This window comes from Dyella sp. A6 (assembly GCF_036320485.1).
GTDB classification, from domain to species: domain Bacteria; phylum Pseudomonadota; class Gammaproteobacteria; order Xanthomonadales; family Rhodanobacteraceae; genus Rhodanobacter_A; species Rhodanobacter_A aluminiiresistens.
Genome location: NZ_CP132911.1, coordinates 3,212,424 through 3,228,202, shown reverse-complemented (window position 1 = coordinate 3,228,202; position 15,779 = coordinate 3,212,424). Strand labels below are relative to the sequence as shown.

The 15,779-nt window shown below is 66.8% G+C and carries 15 protein-coding genes; 10 read left to right on the top strand and 5 right to left on the bottom strand.

The genetic code is table 11. The features are described from left to right. Positions 1-33: 33 nt before the first annotated feature. The 5 genes from RA164_RS14470 to RA164_RS14450 all read right to left on the bottom strand — a co-directional run bounded on the left by RA164_RS14470 (position 34) and on the right by RA164_RS14450 (position 5,412). A complete protein-coding gene (locus RA164_RS14470) occupies positions 34-756 on the bottom strand; it encodes a 2OG-Fe dioxygenase family protein (protein ID WP_329741541.1) in 723 nt (240 codons plus the stop codon). A gap of 131 nt (positions 757-887) precedes the next feature. Then, on the bottom strand, positions 888-3,029 hold the full coding sequence (fusA, locus tag RA164_RS14465) for an elongation factor G (protein WP_329741540.1): 2,142 nt from the start codon (positions 3,027-3,029) through the stop codon (positions 888-890). A 368-nt stretch (positions 3,030-3,397) separates the two neighbouring features. After that, positions 3,398-4,087 carry a M24 family metallopeptidase gene (locus tag RA164_RS14460; protein WP_329741539.1) on the bottom strand — a complete coding sequence of 230 codons (690 nt, stop codon included), beginning with the start codon at positions 4,085-4,087 and terminating at the stop codon, positions 3,398-3,400. Between the two features lie 17 nt (positions 4,088-4,104). Next, the gene (locus RA164_RS14455; RefSeq protein ID WP_329741538.1) at positions 4,105-4,458 is read right to left on the bottom strand and encodes a DUF1304 domain-containing protein; all 354 of its coding nucleotides are present in this window, start codon (positions 4,456-4,458) and stop codon (positions 4,105-4,107) included. An 18-nt stretch (positions 4,459-4,476) separates the two neighbouring features. Continuing rightward, positions 4,477-5,412: a carbohydrate kinase family protein gene (locus RA164_RS14450; RefSeq protein WP_329741537.1), complete on the bottom strand. Its 936-nt coding sequence runs from the start codon at positions 5,410-5,412 to the stop codon at positions 4,477-4,479. A 282-nt stretch (positions 5,413-5,694) separates the two neighbouring features. Here RA164_RS14450 and RA164_RS14445 point away from each other — a divergent pair, with 282 nt between their 5' ends. The 10 genes from RA164_RS14445 to lipB all read left to right on the top strand — a co-directional run bounded on the left by RA164_RS14445 (position 5,695) and on the right by lipB (position 15,770). After that, the gene (locus RA164_RS14445) at positions 5,695-6,741 is read left to right on the top strand and encodes a rod shape-determining protein (protein ID WP_329741536.1); all 1,047 of its coding nucleotides are present in this window, start codon (positions 5,695-5,697) and stop codon (positions 6,739-6,741) included. A 124-nt stretch (positions 6,742-6,865) separates the two neighbouring features. Continuing rightward, positions 6,866-7,816, top strand: coding sequence for a rod shape-determining protein MreC (gene mreC, locus RA164_RS14440; protein WP_329741535.1), 951 nt, complete (start codon positions 6,866-6,868; stop codon positions 7,814-7,816). Beyond that, positions 7,813-8,298 (top strand): rod shape-determining protein MreD, encoded by a 486-nt coding sequence (mreD, locus tag RA164_RS14435; RefSeq protein WP_329741534.1) that lies wholly within the window; start codon positions 7,813-7,815, stop codon positions 8,296-8,298. Before mreC ends, mreD begins: the two co-directional genes overlap by 4 nt. Before the next feature lie 46 nt (positions 8,299-8,344). Next, positions 8,345-10,270, top strand: a complete 1,926-nt coding sequence (gene mrdA, locus RA164_RS14430) for a penicillin-binding protein 2 (RefSeq protein WP_329741533.1) — start codon at positions 8,345-8,347, stop codon at positions 10,268-10,270. Then, positions 10,267-11,382 (top strand): rod shape-determining protein RodA, encoded by a 1,116-nt coding sequence (rodA, locus tag RA164_RS14425; protein WP_329741532.1) that lies wholly within the window; start codon positions 10,267-10,269, stop codon positions 11,380-11,382. Before mrdA ends, rodA begins: the two co-directional genes overlap by 4 nt. A gap of 91 nt (positions 11,383-11,473) precedes the next feature. After that, complete coding sequence (gene mltB / locus RA164_RS14420; protein ID WP_412731112.1) at positions 11,474-12,487, top strand: lytic murein transglycosylase B; 1,014 nt, start codon at positions 11,474-11,476, stop codon at positions 12,485-12,487. Further along, entirely contained in the window at positions 12,484-13,407 is a 924-nt protein-coding gene (locus tag RA164_RS14415; RefSeq protein ID WP_329741530.1) for a septal ring lytic transglycosylase RlpA family protein, read from the top strand. The genes mltB and RA164_RS14415 overlap by 4 nt, the downstream gene beginning before the upstream one ends. Positions 13,408-13,466: 59 nt before the next feature. Next, positions 13,467-14,729, top strand: coding sequence for a D-alanyl-D-alanine carboxypeptidase family protein (locus RA164_RS14410; protein WP_329741529.1), 1,263 nt, complete (start codon positions 13,467-13,469; stop codon positions 14,727-14,729). Continuing rightward, positions 14,729-15,019, top strand: coding sequence for a YbeD family protein (locus RA164_RS14405; RefSeq protein ID WP_329743565.1), 291 nt, complete (start codon positions 14,729-14,731; stop codon positions 15,017-15,019). The genes RA164_RS14410 and RA164_RS14405 overlap by 1 nt, the downstream gene beginning before the upstream one ends. An 82-nt stretch (positions 15,020-15,101) precedes the next feature. Further along, positions 15,102-15,770: a lipoyl(octanoyl) transferase LipB gene (gene lipB, locus RA164_RS14400; protein WP_329741528.1), complete on the top strand. Its 669-nt coding sequence runs from the start codon at positions 15,102-15,104 to the stop codon at positions 15,768-15,770. Positions 15,771-15,779: the final 9 nt, after the last annotated feature.

Below are 15,779 nucleotides of genomic sequence, written 5' to 3'. Positions count from 1 at the left end.
TAGCGTGGATCGGCAGCGGGGCCGGGCAGCGGCTCAGGCCGCCTTGAACGTCACCACCAGCACGTCGCGGTAGGCGGGCTGGAGCGGATCCTTCGGCACCACGGCGGTGACGCCGTGGAACACGCGGTGATCGTCCACCAGCGCGGCGTCGAATGCATGGGTGAGGGTGAACTGCCCCAGCTCCCGTCCGTCCGGCGCATGGATGGTGGTGGTGCCGCGTTCGATGTTGACCCGGTCGACCAGCAGCACCAGCACGTAATCGACACCGTCGCGATGGACCCCTTCGGGCGTGGGTTCGCCGGCCTCGTCCGCGCGGGCCTCGATGCGGAACTGGTGGACTTCGATGTGCCAGTTGCGGGCGTCGGGCGACAGCGGGCCGAAGCTTTCGCGACAGAACGCCAGGACGCGCTGCAGGCTGCGGCTGTCCGTGATGGCGGGCTCCACCGGCGCGAACCAGCGTTCGATGTCGCCTTGCAGGCGGTTGTAGGTCAGGCTCTGGTAATGCGGCTGGTGCGGCTGGCGACGGATCGTGCCGTCGGCAGCCGCGGCGAACACTGCGTGCCGGCGTCGGCGATGACGACCGCGGGCAGCGAGATAGGTGTCGTCACCGAGGTCGTTCCAGCTGGCCGCGAAGGCGGGCCAGTCGTCCAGCGAAATCGCGTCGAGTGCGTTGCGCATGGCATCGGCGTCGACAAAGGCGAAGCCGTTGTCCCGCAGCGTCGAGTGCAGGTCGGGTAGGTCGGTGGGGGTGTTCATGCGCGAACGCTAGCAGGGAAGGGGAGGGATTGATGCGACCGACCGGCGGAATGCCAGATGGTTGCGGCGGCGGCAAGCAAAAAGCCCGGGGTGGTGCCCCGGGCTTTTTGTGGAACAGGAAGAGCGAAGGCTTACTTCGCCTCCTTCTCCATAAGCTTCTCGACCAGGTGCGACGGCACTTCCTCGTAATGATCGAAGATCATCGTGAAGTTGCCGCGGCCGCTGGTGGCCGAACGCAGGAAGTTGATGTAGCCGAACATTTCCGACAGCGGCACGAAGCCCTGCACGTAGGCCTGCGCGCCACGGTGGCCCTGTTCGCTGACCGAGCCACGACGACGGTTGATGTCGCCGATGACGTCGCCGAGGTAGTCGGCTTCGGTTACCACTTCCAGGCTCATGACCGGCTCGAGCAGCTTGGCGTTCGACATGCGCTGGGCTTCGCGGAAGCAGGCGCGGCCGGCGATTTCGAAGGCCAGTGCCGAGGAGTCGACGTCATGGAACTTGCCGTCCACCAGGCGTGCCTTGAAGTCCAGCACTTCGTAACCGGCCACCTGGCCCTGCAGCGCCTCGGTGCGGATCGCGTGCTCGACCGCCGGGATGTATTCGCGCGGCACGCGGCCGCCGACGATCTCGTCGGAGAAGACCACGCCCGAACCCGACTCGCCCGGCTCGAAGATCATCTTCACTTCGGCGAACTGGCCCGACCCGCCGGACTGCTTCTTGTGGGTGTAGGTGTGCTCGACCGTCTTGCCGAAGGCTTCGCGGAAGCTGACCTTGGGCTTGCCCATGTTGGCTTCCACGCCCAGCTCGGTCTTCATGCGGTCGATGGTGATTTCCAGGTGCAGTTCGCCCATGCCCTTCAGCACGGTCTGCCCGGTTTCCTTGTCCACTTCCATCTTCAGCGACGGGTCGGCCTTCACCATCTTGTAGAGCGCGGTGGACATCTTGTCGATGTCGTTGCGGCTCTTCGGCTCCACCGACACGCTGATCACCGGGTCGGGGAAGCGCATGCGCTCCAGCAGCACCGGATGGGCCTGGTCGGTCAGCGAGTCACCGGTCTCGGTTTCCTTCAGCGACACGAAGGCGCAGATGTCGCCCGCGCGGACTTCGTCGATTTCCTTGGTGGCATTGGCCTGCACTTCCACGATGCGGCCGATGCGCTCCTTCTTGTCGCGGGTGACGTTGAGCAGGGTGTCGCCCTTCTTGATCACGCCGGAGTAGATGCGGGTGAAGGTGAGCGTGCCGAACTGGTCGTTGATCACCTTGAACGCCAGTGCGCGCACCGGTGCGTCGTCGGTGACGATCTGCTCGCCGATCACGTTGCCGTCTTCGTCCACCATCGAGATGCCGCCGTTCTCGCCCGGGTACGGCATGTAGTCGATCACGCCGTCGAGCAGCTGCTGCACGCCCTTGTTGCGGTAGGACGAGCCGCAGAACACCGGCACGATATTGCCGGCCACGCAGCCCTTGCGGATGCACTTCTTCAGCGTTTCCAGCGAGGGGGTCTCGCCGGTGGACAGGTAGGCGTCCATCACTTCGTCGTCGGCTTCGACCGCGCTCTCGATGCTCTGCTCGCGCAGCTTGGCCAGGTCGGCCACCCACTGCTTGTCGGCGGCGTTGCTCAGGGCCTGCACGCGCGGGTGCGCGGCGACTTCGTCCAGCGGAATGGTTTCCCACTTGCTGTCCTTGTCGTCGCCCAGCCAGATGTAACCGACGCCCGCGATCAGGTCGACCATGCCCATGAAGTCGTCATGGCTGCCCAGCGGCACTTGGCACAGCAGCGCGTTGGCGCCCAGGCGCTCGCGGATGCCCTTCACGCAATGCGCGAAGCTGGCGCCGATGCGGTCCATCTTGTTGATGTAGCACATGCGCGGCACGTTGTACTGGTCGGCCAGGCGCCAGTTGGTCTCGGTCTGCGGTTCCACGCCGGCCACGCCGTCGAACACCACCACGGCGCCGTCCAGCACGCGCAGCGAACGGTTCACCTCGATGGTGAAGTCCACGTGCCCGGGGGTGTCGATCACGTTGATCTGGTGGCCCTTCCACTCGGTCGACACGGCGGCCGACTGGATGGTGATGCCGCGCTTGCGCTCCTGCTCCAGATAGTCGGTGGTGGTCGAGCCCTTGCCGTCCTTGGTGTCGTGCACGTCGACGATCTGGTGCTTCTTGCCGGTGTAATAGAGCACGCGCTCGGTGGTGGTGGTCTTGCCGGCGTCGATATGGGCGATGATGCCGATGTTGCGGTACAGGTTCAGCGGTTTCTGGCGGGCCATGATGTGGAGTTCCGTGAATGCCTGCGCGGACACAGGCGCGAGTCGGACCGCTCACGTGCCGGCCGCCGCGACATTTTTCAATGGGGCGGGCGCGTGCGCGAAACCAACGGGTAAAGGGCGAATCAGCCGAGCTGCGCGAAATAGGCGTCGTTTCGCCCGGTTGCCTCGCTTAGCTGATCCATAAGTGTAGCAGCGCTTGAGGCGAGGGTGTTCCACGCGGGCAGATCGGGTGCCCGGTACGGTCCGGGCCGAGAGGGCGGACCGGGCGCCGGTGGGCTCTGCAGGTGCTGTCGTGGTGGGGCTTCAGGGCACTCGGGCGTTCGCGGCAGGCCGGCCAGGACTCGGCTGGGCGGCTTTTTCGAGGACGTTCAGGTTGCAGGCGGGTCAGTCAGGGGCTGCCGCGTCAGCAGGTCCTCGAAGAACGCGCCGAACGGCTCGCTCGGGTGGGCTAGCTGGATTTCCAGGATCCACAGGCCGTCCGCTGGCGGGTTGTCCAGGTCGCCAAGGTCGCCGGCCTTGTGGATCGAGTGCGGGAAATCGCCGACGCGGTGCCCCTTGATCGCATGGTTGAGGCGCCAGCCCATGGCCTCGGCGCATTCGGCGGCAAAGGCGTACAGCGCCTGTCCGCTCAGGTCGCGCTCGCGCCAGGCGGCGGCGACCTCGTGGAACAGCGTGCGCGCGGCTTCGGCGCAGGCCTTGCGTTCGGGCGCCCGGCCAGTCACGAAGGTGTCGCCGACATCGCCCTCGTGGCCGTCGAAGACCAGGCCGAGATCGATGAAGTAACTGTCGTTTTCACCCAGGCGGACATCCGGCTTCGAGCGCTGGCGGAAGGTCCGGGTGGTGTTTTCGCCGATCCGGATGATTACCGGGTGCCACAGGCGTTCGACGCCTAGCGCGCGGAACACCGCGTCGGCCTCGGCGTGCGCCTCGGGTTCGCTGATGCCCGGATGCATCCGCGCACTGATGGCGTGCAGTGCGGCCCAGCTCTTGGCGCGGGCCTGCTGCATCAGGGCCGGGTCGAAGCGCTTGCCGACGGCCTCACGGGTGGGCTGGCGCATGCTGGCTTCGGTCCGGTTCATGCCAGCAGCAGTGCCAGCGCGATGGCCGCCGGCAGGGCCTGTATCCATAGCACCCGGCGCGAGGTGGTGAGGCCGCCGTACAGGCCGGCGACCAGCACGCAACCGAGGAAGAACAGTTTCTCCGGCCGACCGTCGGCGCCCAGCAGCAGGCCCCAGACCAGGCCGGCGGCGAGGAAGCCGTTGTACAGGCCCATGTTGGCCGCCAGCGCTTTCGAGCGTTCCGCGAAGTCGGCGTCAGTGCCGAAAGCGCGCAGTCCGGTCGGCCGGTTCCACAGGAGCATTTCCAGCACCAGGAACCACAGGTGCAGCAGGGCGACGATGGCGATCACGACATCCGCGGCGAGCGACATGCGGTTCTCCGGGCGGCGTCAGGCCAGCGCGTAGCCGAACTGGTCGAGGAATTCCGCGGCGAACTGGGCGTAATCGAAATGCTGGTTCTGGGTGCCCGGGTGCTCCACCTTCAGCGCGCCCATCAGCGAGGCCATGCGGCCCACGGTGGGCCAGTCGTAGCCCTTCATGATGCCGAAGATCAGGCCTGCGCGGTACGCGTCGCCGCAGCCGGTCGGGTCGACGATGCGCCGCTCGCGTGCCGGCGGGATCTCGTGCGAGGTGCCGTCGGCATGGATCACCGAGCCGCGTGGGCCCAGCGTCACCACGTAGGCCTTTACCCTGGACGCGATTTCCTCGGCGCTCCAGCCGGTGCGGGCCTGCAGCAGCTGCGACTCGTAGTCATTGACGATGACGTAGGTGGCCTTCTCGATCATCGAGCGGAATTCGTCGCCGTTGAACAGCGGCATGGCCTGGCCCGGGTCGAAAATGAAGGGCACGCCGCGTGCGGCGAATTCATCCACGTGCTGCAGCATCGCCTCGCGGCCGTCGGGCGCCACGATCGCGAAGTCGATTCCGGGAATGTCACGCACGTGATTGTCGTGCGCGCTGGACATGGCGCCGGGGTGGAAGGCGGTGATCTGGTTGTTGTCCAGGTCGGTGGTGATGAAGCACTGCGGAGTGAACTGGTCTTCGAACACGCGCACGCTGTCCAGGCGGATGCCGCACTGTTCCAGGTGTGCGCGATACGGCGCAAAATCCTGGCCCACCGCGGCTACCGGCTGCGGGTCGCCGCCGAGCAGTTTCAGGTTGTAGGCGATGTTGCCCGCGCAGCCGCCGAACTCGCGACGCATCCGCGGAACCAGGAACGACACGTTCAAGATGTGCATCTGGTCCGGCAGGATGTGGTTCTTGAACTGGTCCTGGAACACCATGATGGTGTCGTAGGCGAGCGATCCGCAGATAACGGCAGGCATGGTCGTGTCGTGGCCTTGATGGGGTGGAAATTGCCGTGTGGCACACGGCCGAAGGGCCCGAGCGCGGCATGCCGGGGGCCGTCCAAAGGTTCCATCGTAACGCCATCGTCCTGCCATGGCGACTTCCTGCCATGGCCACAAGTTCGCCATGGATGGCAGAAAATGAGCATATCGTCCCGTTGCACAAGGATTTCTTAACGTTCCTATCCTTGCGGTTCGGGCCTGTGCTGACTAGACTGGCGCGCTTACTTTTTAGCCAGGTCGACGCGCGGCGCATCCCTCATGTTCAAGAAGTTTCGCGGCATCTTCTCCAACGACATTTCCATCGACCTCGGCACGGCCAACACGCTGATCTACGTGCGTGGGCAGGGCATCATCCTGAATGAGCCCTCGGTGGTGGCGATCCGCCAGGAACGCGGCCCGGGCGGCCCCCGTGCGGTGGCTGCGGTAGGCGGCGATGCCAAGCGCATGCTGGGTCGTACCCCGGGCAACATCGCCACGGTGCGCCCGATGAAGGACGGCGTGATCGCCGACTTCACCATGACCGAGGCGATGTTGCAGCACTTCATCCGCCAGGTGCACAAATCGCGGATGCTGCGCCCCAGCCCTCGCGTGCTGGTCTGCGTGCCGTGCGGCTCGACCCAGGTCGAGCGTCGCGCGATCAAGGAATCGGCCGAAGGCGCCGGCGCCCGCGACGTGTTCCTGATCGAGGAGCCGATGGCTGCCGCGATCGGTGCCGGCATTCCGGTGCACGAGGCACGCGGCTCGATGGTGCTGGACATCGGTGGCGGCACCTCCGAAGTGGCGGTGATCTCGCTCAACGGCATCGTTTACTCGCAGTCGGTGCGTGTCGGCGGCGACCGCTTCGACGAGGCCATCATCAACTACGTGCGCCGCAACCACGGCACGCTGATCGGCGAATCCACCGCCGAGCGGATCAAGCTGGAGATCGGCTGCGCCTTCCCGCAGGCCGACGTGAAGGAGATCGAGATCTCCGGCCGCAACCTCGCCGAGGGTGTGCCGCGCATGTTCACGATCAACTCCAACGAGATCCTCGAAGCGCTGCACGAACCGCTGGCCGGCATCGTGGCGGCGGTGAAGTCCGCGCTGGAGCAGACTCCGCCCGAGCTGTGCTCGGACGTGGCCGAGCGCGGCATCGTGCTCACCGGCGGCGGTGCGCTGCTGCGTGACCTCGATCGGCTGCTGTCGGAGGAAACCGGCCTGCACGTGCAGGTGGCGGACGATCCGCTCACCTGCGTCGCGCGTGGCGGCGGCAAGGCGCTGGAACTGATCGACCAGCACGGCAGCGACTTCTTCGCGCCGGAATGAGCGCGCGCCCCGTGGCAGGGGCATGTCCGGGCCTCCGCCGCGTCGCGCCGGAGGCCTTGATGGCTGGCACGGGCACGCGCCCGGTTGATCTCGGGCGCTACCGCCATCTTTCAGGGTTGATGTGATGGGCCAGGAGTCTTCGCCCCTGTTCAGCACGTCGGTCGCAGGCACCCTGCGGCTGATCTTCTATCTCGCGCTGTCGATGGTGCTGATGGTGCTCGATCACCGCGATGGCTGGCTGTGGCGGGTGCGCTACGGCGCGGCTGTGGTGGTGGAACCGGTCTACCGGCTGGCCGGGCTGCCGTCCGAGGGCCTGCACTCGCTGGGCGTGGCCTTCGCCGACCGCAAGCAGCTCACCGAACAGAACCGGCAGCTGCGCGAGGACCTGCTGCTGGCGAACGCCAAGCTCAACCGCATGGCGGCGGTGGCCGAGCAGAACCAGCGCCTGAAGGAGCTGCTCGATACGCGTCGCTACCTCAACCTGAAGGTCCAGTTGGCCCACGTGGTCGGTGTCGACCTGGGAGCCTACCGGCATCGCCTGATGCTGGACGTGGGTGCGCATCAGGGCGTCAAGGCCGGGCAGCCGGTGATCGATGCGCATGGGGTGATGGGCCAGGTGGTGCATGTGCTGCCGTCCACCTCGGTGGTCATGCTGGTTACCGACCCGGACAGCGCGATTCCGGTCGTGGTGGAACGCACCGGCCTGCGTACCGTGGCCTATGGCTCGCATGCTGGCGGGCAGCTGGTGCTGCCGACGATTCCCCGCGCGGCCGACGTGAGGGTGGGCGACCATCTACTCACCTCGGGCATCGGCGGACGCTTTCCGCCAGGCTTTCCGGTGGGCGACGTGCAGGCGGTGGCGCCGGCACCGACCGGCATGTTCCTCGAGGCGCATGCGCAACCCAGCGCCGACATCAACCGCAGCCAGGACGTGCTGATCCTGCATGACCTGGCCGCGCCGGCCGGTCCGCCCGCCCCCGCCGCACCGGTGGGGCCACCGGCCTCGCTGGCGCCCGCATCCTCTGCCGCATCCCCGGCCCAAGCGGCTGTGCCTGCCAGTGGAGCGCAGCGATGAACCATTCACGATTCGCCCGCTGGTGGTTCGTCGGCACGCTGCTGGTGTCGCTGCTGCTGATGCTGGTGCCGCTGCCGGTGGCGCTGGAACCGCTCAAGCCGTACTGGCCGGCCCTGGTGCTGCTGTACTGGACGCTGGAGTCCGCCGACCGGGTGACGCTGGGGCTGGCATTCACGCTGGGCCTGGGCGCCGACCTGCTCGACGGCGTGCTGCTGGGCGAACAGGCGCTGCGCCTGACCGCGCTGGCGTTCATTGCGCTGCGCTTCCGTTCGCGCCTGCGCTTCTTCCCGATGTGGCAGCAGACCCTCGCGGTGCTGGCGCTGCTGCTTAACGACCGCGTGCTGCTGCTGATCGTGCGTGCGTTTGCGGGCGAGGCGCTGCCGCCGGCCACGTGGTGGATCGCACCTTTCGTGGGCGCCGCGCTGTGGCCGTTCCTGTTCCTGCTGATGGACGACCTGCGCATGCGCTTGCGCATCCAGTGAGGCGACCGACGGGCATGGCAACCACCGGCACAATCGGGGACCGTTGATGCGGCGGCAGTCGATCAAGGACAACCGCAGGGAAAGTGCGCTGTTCCGGCGGCGCGCGCTGACCGGCTTCGCGTTGATCCTGCTCAGCCTGAGCACGCTGGTCGGTCGCTATGTCTACCTGCAGGTGGTGCGCCACAGCGAGTTCGTCACCCGTTCGGTGAACAACCGCGTGAAGCCGCGCGTGCTGCCGCCGCCGCGCGGCCTGATCTACGACCGCAATGGCGTGCTGCTGGCCGACAATGTGCCGGCCTTCAGGCTCGAGGTGGTACCCGAGCAGGTGACGGACATGAAGGCGATGCTGGCCCGGCTCGACCGGGTCGTGCCGCTGAGCCACGAGGACATCGACACCTTCCTGAAGCAGGTCAAGATCAGCCGTCGCTTCGACAGCATCCCGCTGAAGCTGCACCTGACCGAGGACGAGATCGACCGTTTCGCGGTGAACCGCTGGCGCTTCCCCGGCGTGGACGTGGTGCCCTACCTGACCCGCAACTACCCGCTGGGTCCGCTGTTCGCGCATGTGGTGGGCTATGTGGGCCGGATCGACGCCAGGGACCTGAGCAAGCTCAACGAGGCCAGTTACAAGGGCACCACCCATGTGGGGCGCACCGGGCTGGAGCGTGCCTACGAGTCGGTGCTGCACGGCACGCCGGGCTACGAGCTGGACGAGGTCAATGCCGACGGCCGCGTGCAGCGCGTGCTGGAGACCCATCCGCCGATTCCGGGCAAGAACCTGTACCTGAGCATCGACGCGCGCATCCAGATGGCGGCCATGAAGGCCTTCGACGGTCGTCCCGGTGCGGCGGTGGCGATCGATCCGCGCAATGGCCAGGTGCTGGCGATGGTCAGCGTGCCCAGCTTCAATCCCAACCTGTTTGTCGACGGCATCAGTGCCATCGACTACCACAGCCTGCTCTACGCACCCAGCAAGCCGCTGTTCAATCGCGCGATCAGTGGCGTCTACCCGCCCGGCTCCACGGTGAAGCCGTTCATTGCGCTGGGCGGCCTGGAGCTGGGTCTGCGCACCCCGCAGGACACGGTGCTGTCCACCGGCACGTTCTATATTCCGGGACAGAAACGCGGCTATCGCGACGACCGCCGCGGCGGTTTCGGCACGGTGGACCTGCGCAAGGCCATCATGTGGTCGGTGAACACCTACTTCTACAAGCTGGCGCTGGACATGGGTATCGACCGCTTCAGCGGCTGGATGAGCCGGTTCGGCTTCGGCAAGCCCACCGGCATCGACCTGGACAACGAGGCGTCCGGCGTGCTGCCCTCGCGTGCCTGGAAAGCGAGACACTTCCGCCAGCCGTGGTATCCCGGCGAGACGGTGATTGCCGGCATCGGGCAGGGCTACTGGGCGGTGACGCCGCTGCAACTGGCGCATGCGCTGGCGACGCTGGCCGATCGCGGCCTGCCGCACAAGCCGAGGCTGGTGATGGCCGAGCAGCAGGGCAAGGGGCCGGAGACCATGCTGCCGAACCCGCCCAGCGGGCCTTCGCTGGTGACCAACCTGTCGGACTGGGAGGCAGTCGAGCAGGGCATGCAGATGGTGGTGAACGATCCGCGCGGAACCGGCTACGGCCTGGGCAAGGGGTTCCCGTACACCATCGCCGGCAAGAGCGGTACCGCCGAGCGCTATTCGCGGACCACCAACGCCTATAACAATGACAAGAACACTGCCTATCTGGCCAGCCGCCACCGCGCCTGGTTCGAGATGTTCGCGCCGGCCGACGACCCGAAGATCGCGGTGGCGGTGGTGCTGGAAGCGGGCGCCTGGGGTGCCTCGTCGTCGGGTCCGATCGCGCGCCGGATACTGGACGCGTGGGAAGCCACCCGTAAGCATCCGCTGCCCGATACGCTGCTGCCCGACGCGATGACCAAGGCGCCGCCAGCGCCACCTGCGGCCTCGGGGGCAAAGCCATGATCGACATCCTGAACGTGCGCTTGCGTCGCTTCGTGGCCCGCGTGCTGACCCGCCCGCGGATCGACCTGCCGCTGGCGGCCGGCCTGTTCCTGCTCGGCTGCATCGGTCTGGCGACGCTGTACAGCGCCGATGGTGGCGTGCTGTCGATGGTGGTCGGCCAGGCCATCCGCTTCGTGCTCGGCGGCGTTCTGCTGCTGCTGGTCTCGCGCATTCCGCCGGCCACGCTGCGCACCTGGACGCCCTGGTTCTACGCCGGCAGCACGGCTTTGCTGCTGGTGGTCGCGGTGCTTGGCGAGGGACGCGGCGCCGACCGCTGGCTCAACCTGGGGGTGATGCGCTTCCAGCCCTCGGAGCTGCTCAAGCTGTCGATGCCGATGATGGTTGCCTGGTATCTGCACACGCGGCCCCTGCCGCCCAGCTGGAAAGACACGGCGGTGGTCGGCCTGCTGATCGCTATGCCGGTCGCCCTGATCTACAAGCAGCCGGATCTGGGCACCGCCGTGCTGGTGGCGGCCGCGGGCACCTTCGCGCTGTTCCTGTCCGGCATGAGCTGGTGGCGCATCGCTGCCCTGCTGCTGGTGATGGTGGCGCTGGCGCCGGTCGGCTGGCACTTCATGCACCAGTACCAGCGCGACCGCGTGCTGACCATGCTGAATCCCGAGTCCGACCCGCTGGGCAATGGCTGGCACATCATCCAGTCGCAGATCGCGGTAGGTTCGGGCGGTATCTTCGGCAAGGGTTTCGGGCACAGCACGCAGTCGAAACTGGACTTCCTGCCCGAGCACACCACCGACTTCATCTTCGCGGTGTACTCCGAGGAATTCGGTCTGGTTGGCGTGTGCCTGCTGCTGGTGCTGTACGCCTTCATCATCGGCCGTTGCCTGTGGATCGCGATGCAGGCACGCGACAGCTATTCGCGCCTGCTGGCGGGGGCGATCGGCATGAGCTTCTTCGTTTACGTCTTCGTCAACGGCGGCATGGTGGCCGGCATGCTGCCGGTGGTGGGCGTGCCGATGCCGATGGTCAGTTACGGCGGCACCTCGGCGGTGACCCTGCTGGTCGGCTTCGGTGTGCTGATGTCGATCCACGCGCATCGCAAGATGCATGACTGAGCTGCCACACGACGGCCATGCCGGGGCCGCAGAACACGCCGGCACGCATGCTAGGCTTGGCCCGTTGCCGTCCACGACAGCCCTGCCGTTCATGCCATCGAGATCCGCGTCGCGCCGTTGCCTGTTCATCCTGCTTGCCCTCTCGTTGTCCGTCGCATTGCCGGCCTGGGCGGATACGCACCCCGGCCAGGCCGCGCTGGTGCGCGAGGTGGCGCGTGATACCGGTCGCAGCCCGGCCGCGCTCAATGCACTGCTGGATGGCGCGAAAGTGCAGCAGAGCATTCTCGATGCGATCAGCCGCCCGGCCGAAAGCAAGCCATGGAGCGCCTACCGGCCGATCTTCCTGACCCAGGCGCGTATCGACGCAGGCATCGCCTTCTACCAGGCCCATCGCGGGCTGATCGAGCGCATCGCCCGCCAGTACGGGGTATCGCCGGAGATCATCGTGGCGATCCTGGGCGTGGAAACCTATTACGGACGCAATACCGGGCACTACAAGGTGCTCGATGCGCTGGTCACGCTGGGCTTCCACTACCCGCCGCGGGCGAAGTTCTTCCGTGCCGAGCTGAAGACCCTGCTGGAGCTGCCGGCCGACAAGCTGGGTGGTCCGCTGGACACGCTGACGGGCTCCTACGCGGGTGCGCAGGGCTGGGGCCAGTTCATGCCCGACAGCATCCGCGACTATGCGGTGGATGGCGACGGCGATGGCCGCATCGACCTGCAATCGTCGCTGCCGGACATCCTGGCCAGCGTGGCCAACTATTTCGCGAAGCACGGCTGGGTGGACGGCGGGGCGGTGGCCGCGCAGGCGCAGCCTGATGTGGCGGCCCGATCGTTGACGTGGACGCCGGCACCGCAGTGGCCGCTGGAGCAACTGGAGGCCTGGGGCTATGCGCCGCTGCGCATGATCAATCCGGGCGAGCCGACCAGCCTGCTGACCCTGCAGGGCGGCCACGGGCCCGAATACTGGTTCACCTTCCACAATTTCCAGGTGATCACCCGCTACAACCGCAGTCCCTTGTACGCCATGGCGGTCTACCAGCTGGCGCAGGCGATTGCCGCAGGCGTCGGCGACGACATGGCCGGCACGGATCAGCGTCGGTGAGGCAGGCCATCGCACGCCTGGCGGTGCTGGCAGGCCTGGCGCTGCTGGCCGGGTGTGCCGGACAGAAGGCCACCCGCCCGGTGGCCGAACCGGCGTCCGTACCGGCCAGCCAGCAGCATGGCTGGCTCCACCGGCACCTGTTCCACGATGACACCAGCCTGCCGCAGGATGAACGCTACAGCGAGCGCAGCGACAGCACCCCAGGCGGACCGCCACCAGCCTTCATCGCCACCTTGCCCGAGCCGGTACCGAAGGCGGAGCCGCGTTCGCCCTACGGCAACAAGTCGACCTACAGCGTGCGTGGCCGCACCTATCACGTGCTGCGCACGGCGGCCGGTTACGACCAGCGCGGCATCGCCTCGTATTACGGCAGCAAGTTCAACGGGTACAAGACCTCCGATCTGGAGGATTACGACATGTACAAGTTCTCCGCCGCCAGCAAGGTGTTGCCGCTGCCCAGCTATGCGCGCGTGACCAACCTGGCCAACGGCAAGAGCGTGATCGTAAGGGTCAACGACCGCGGGCCGTTCCACGAGAACCGCATCATCGACCTTTCCTATGCCGCCGCGGTGCGTATCGGCATCTGGCCGCGGGGTACCGGTCTGGTGGAGGTGCAGGGTATCGACACGTCCGGCAATACCCGGGAACTGCCGCCGCCGCCCGTGGTCTCACGCGGGTCCGCGCCTCCGGGCCTTTATCTGCAGGTGGGTGCTTTCGCCGATCCGGCCAACGCCGAACGCGTGGCCAGCCGGCTGCGCCGAGCCGGTCTGGCGCCGGTACATGTGGTCCAGGCCGTGGTCGGTGGCCGGCGTGTACAGCGCGTCCGGCTGGGGCCATTGCCCGACGTGGACACGGCCGACCGGGTCGCAAGCCGGGTCGAGCGGATGGGGCTGCCGCATCCCGAGGTCGCGGTAGACTGATGCATTAACTGATCGCGGCGCGAGCCGACGATTCATCTCTAAAGACCGGATAGATCATCGTGAAGAACCTGTTCCGCCGCCCACTTGTCGCATTCGCCGCGGTCGCGCTGACCGTCAGTGCCGCCGCCGCCCAGCAGACGCCGCCGCAGCCCATGCCGAAGCCGATGCCGGTGCCGCATCCGACGGTGCCGCAGATGCCGGTGCCGCCGCCGCCGGACGTGGACGGCCAGAGCTGGGTGCTGATGGACTACACGACCGGCCAGATCATCGCCTCGAAGAATCCGGACGAGCACCGCGCGCCGGCTTCGCTGACCAAGGTGATGACCGACTACGTGGTTTCGTCCGAGATCGCCGCCGGCTACATCCACGCCACCGACATGGTGACCATCAGCAAGCAGGCCTGGGAAGAGGGCGGCGCGGCCACCGACGGTTCCACCAGCTTCCTCAAGGAAGGCAGCCAGGTCTCGGTGGAGGATCTGCTCAAGGGCATGATCGTGCAGTCCGGCAATGACGCCGCGATCGCGCTGGCGCAGCACACCGCGGGTTCCCAGCAGGCCTTCGTGGGGCTGATGAACACCTATGCCAAGCAGCTTGGCATGACCGACACGCATTACTCCGACGTCAACGGCTACCCGATCGCGGATCACTACTCGTCGGCACGCGACATCGCCATCCTGACCCGGGCGCTGATCCACAACTACCCGACCGACTATGCGGTCTCCAAGATCAAGAAAGTCACCCTCAACGGCATCACCCAGCCCAACCGCAACATCCTGCTGTGGCGCGACCCCAGCGTGGACGGCGTGAAGACGGGCTACACCGCGGCTGCCGGCTACTGCATGGACGCCTCGGCCAAGCGCGGCGACGAACGCATGATCGCGGTGGTGATGGGCGCCAGCAGCGAGCACGCGCGCGCCGATTCGGCCATGGCCCTGCTCAACTACGGGTTCCGCTACTACAAGACCCACAAACTGTACGCAGCGGGCAAGCCGCTGGCCTCGCCGCGTCTGTGGAAGGGCGAAGCCAACCAGCTGCCGATCGGCGTGACCCAGGACGTGATGGTGACGGTCAAGACCGGCCAGTACGACAAGCTCAAGGCCGACATGGACATCCCCTCGACCCTGATCGCACCCTTCAAGAAAGGGCAGAAGATCGGCACGCTCGACATCAGCATGAACGGCAAGCCGCTGGAGACCGTGCCGCTGGTCGCGCTCGAGGACGCACCGCAGGGCGGTTTCTTCAAGCGCCTGTGGGACGCTATCCTGCTGTGGTTCCATCATGACAGCGACAAGTCCGGCGCGAAGCCGGCAGGCGGAAAATGATGCAGGAAATCGATTTCACCCAGGCCAAGCGTGACGGCAAGGGCTTCGTCTTTCCGGGCGAGTTCGAGATCACCGCGATGGGCGCGGCCGATGCCGACCTTAAGACGCGGGTACCGCAGATCCTCGAGGGCCTGGGTCTCCATGTGCTGCACGAGACCGTGCGGCACCGCCATTCACGTGAAGGCAATTTTCTCTCCGTTACGGTGAGCTTCCGCTGCGACACGCGCGAGCAGTACGACGCCGCGCATGCCGCCTTGCGGGCCGATCCGGGTATCCGCTACACGCTCTGACGGCCGGGGCCGCCGATCGCCTTGTGCGGGCGTATCGGTGGCCGCATCTTTCCCCGGTCCGTCGTCAACACCAGGTTTTGCCATGTCCCTTCCGCTCAAGATCCGCCGCCTCGGCCGCCAGCCCTACGAAGCGACCTGGAAGGCGATGAGCGCGTTCACCGACAACCGCACCGCGGACACGGTGGACGAATTCTGGCTGCTGGAACACGACCCCGTGTTCACCCTGGGCCAGGCCGGCAAGATGGAACACGTGCTGGCGCCGGGGAACATCCCGGTGGTTCCGGTCGACCGGGGCGGCCAGGTGACCTATCACGGGCCCGGGCAGATCGTGGGCTATCCGCTGATCGACCTGCGCCGGGTCGGGGTGGGCGTGCGCGAGCTGGTCAACCGGATCGAGCAGTCGCTGATCGATACGCTGGCGCACTGGAACATCGATGCGGTGCGCCGCGAAGGAGCGCCGGGCGTGTACGTGGACGACGCCAAGGTGGCCGCCCTGGGGCTGCGCGTGCGCCGTGGCTGCAGCTTCCATGGTCTGGCCTTCAACGTGAATATGGACCTGGAGCCTTACCACCGCATCAATCCGTGCGGCTACAAGGGTTTGGAGGTCACGCAGGTGCTAGACTTGGGCGGCCCGTCGCGGTTGGTCGACGTGGAGGACGTGCTGGTGGAGGAGTTCTGCCGCCAGTTCGGTTTCCATGCCGAGCCGGCTGCCCCCGTCATCCCCGAACTCCCCGCTCGCGTAGCGGTTTGAGCAAGCTAT

Bases quoted from the DNA above. Each gene is read 5' to 3' on its own strand.
- mreC (WP_329741535.1), top strand. From the start codon at position 6,866: ATGGGCCAGGAGTCTTCGCCCCTGTTCAGCACGTCGGTCGCAGGCACC.
- rodA (WP_329741532.1), top strand. From the start codon at position 10,267: ATGATCGACATCCTGAACGTGCGCTTGCGTCGCTTCGTGGCCCGCGTG.
- RA164_RS14445 (WP_329741536.1), top strand. From the start codon at position 5,695: ATGTTCAAGAAGTTTCGCGGCATCTTCTCCAACGACATTTCCATCGAC.
- mrdA (WP_329741533.1), top strand. From the start codon at position 8,345: ATGCGGCGGCAGTCGATCAAGGACAACCGCAGGGAAAGTGCGCTGTTC.
- mreD (WP_329741534.1), top strand. From the start codon at position 7,813: ATGAACCATTCACGATTCGCCCGCTGGTGGTTCGTCGGCACGCTGCTG.
- RA164_RS14405 (WP_329743565.1), top strand. From the start codon at position 14,729: ATGCAGGAAATCGATTTCACCCAGGCCAAGCGTGACGGCAAGGGCTTC.
- RA164_RS14470 (WP_329741541.1), bottom strand. From the start codon at position 756: ATGAACACCCCCACCGACCTACCCGACCTGCACTCGACGCTGCGGGAC.
- mltB (WP_412731112.1), top strand. From the start codon at position 11,474: ATGCCATCGAGATCCGCGTCGCGCCGTTGCCTGTTCATCCTGCTTGCC.
- RA164_RS14460 (WP_329741539.1), bottom strand. From the start codon at position 4,087: ATGCGCCAGCCCACCCGTGAGGCCGTCGGCAAGCGCTTCGACCCGGCC.
- RA164_RS14450 (WP_329741537.1), bottom strand. From the start codon at position 5,412: ATGCCTGCCGTTATCTGCGGATCGCTCGCCTACGACACCATCATGGTG.
- lipB (WP_329741528.1), top strand. From the start codon at position 15,102: ATGTCCCTTCCGCTCAAGATCCGCCGCCTCGGCCGCCAGCCCTACGAA.
- fusA (WP_329741540.1), bottom strand. From the start codon at position 3,029: ATGGCCCGCCAGAAACCGCTGAACCTGTACCGCAACATCGGCATCATC.
- RA164_RS14455 (WP_329741538.1), bottom strand. From the start codon at position 4,458: ATGTCGCTCGCCGCGGATGTCGTGATCGCCATCGTCGCCCTGCTGCAC.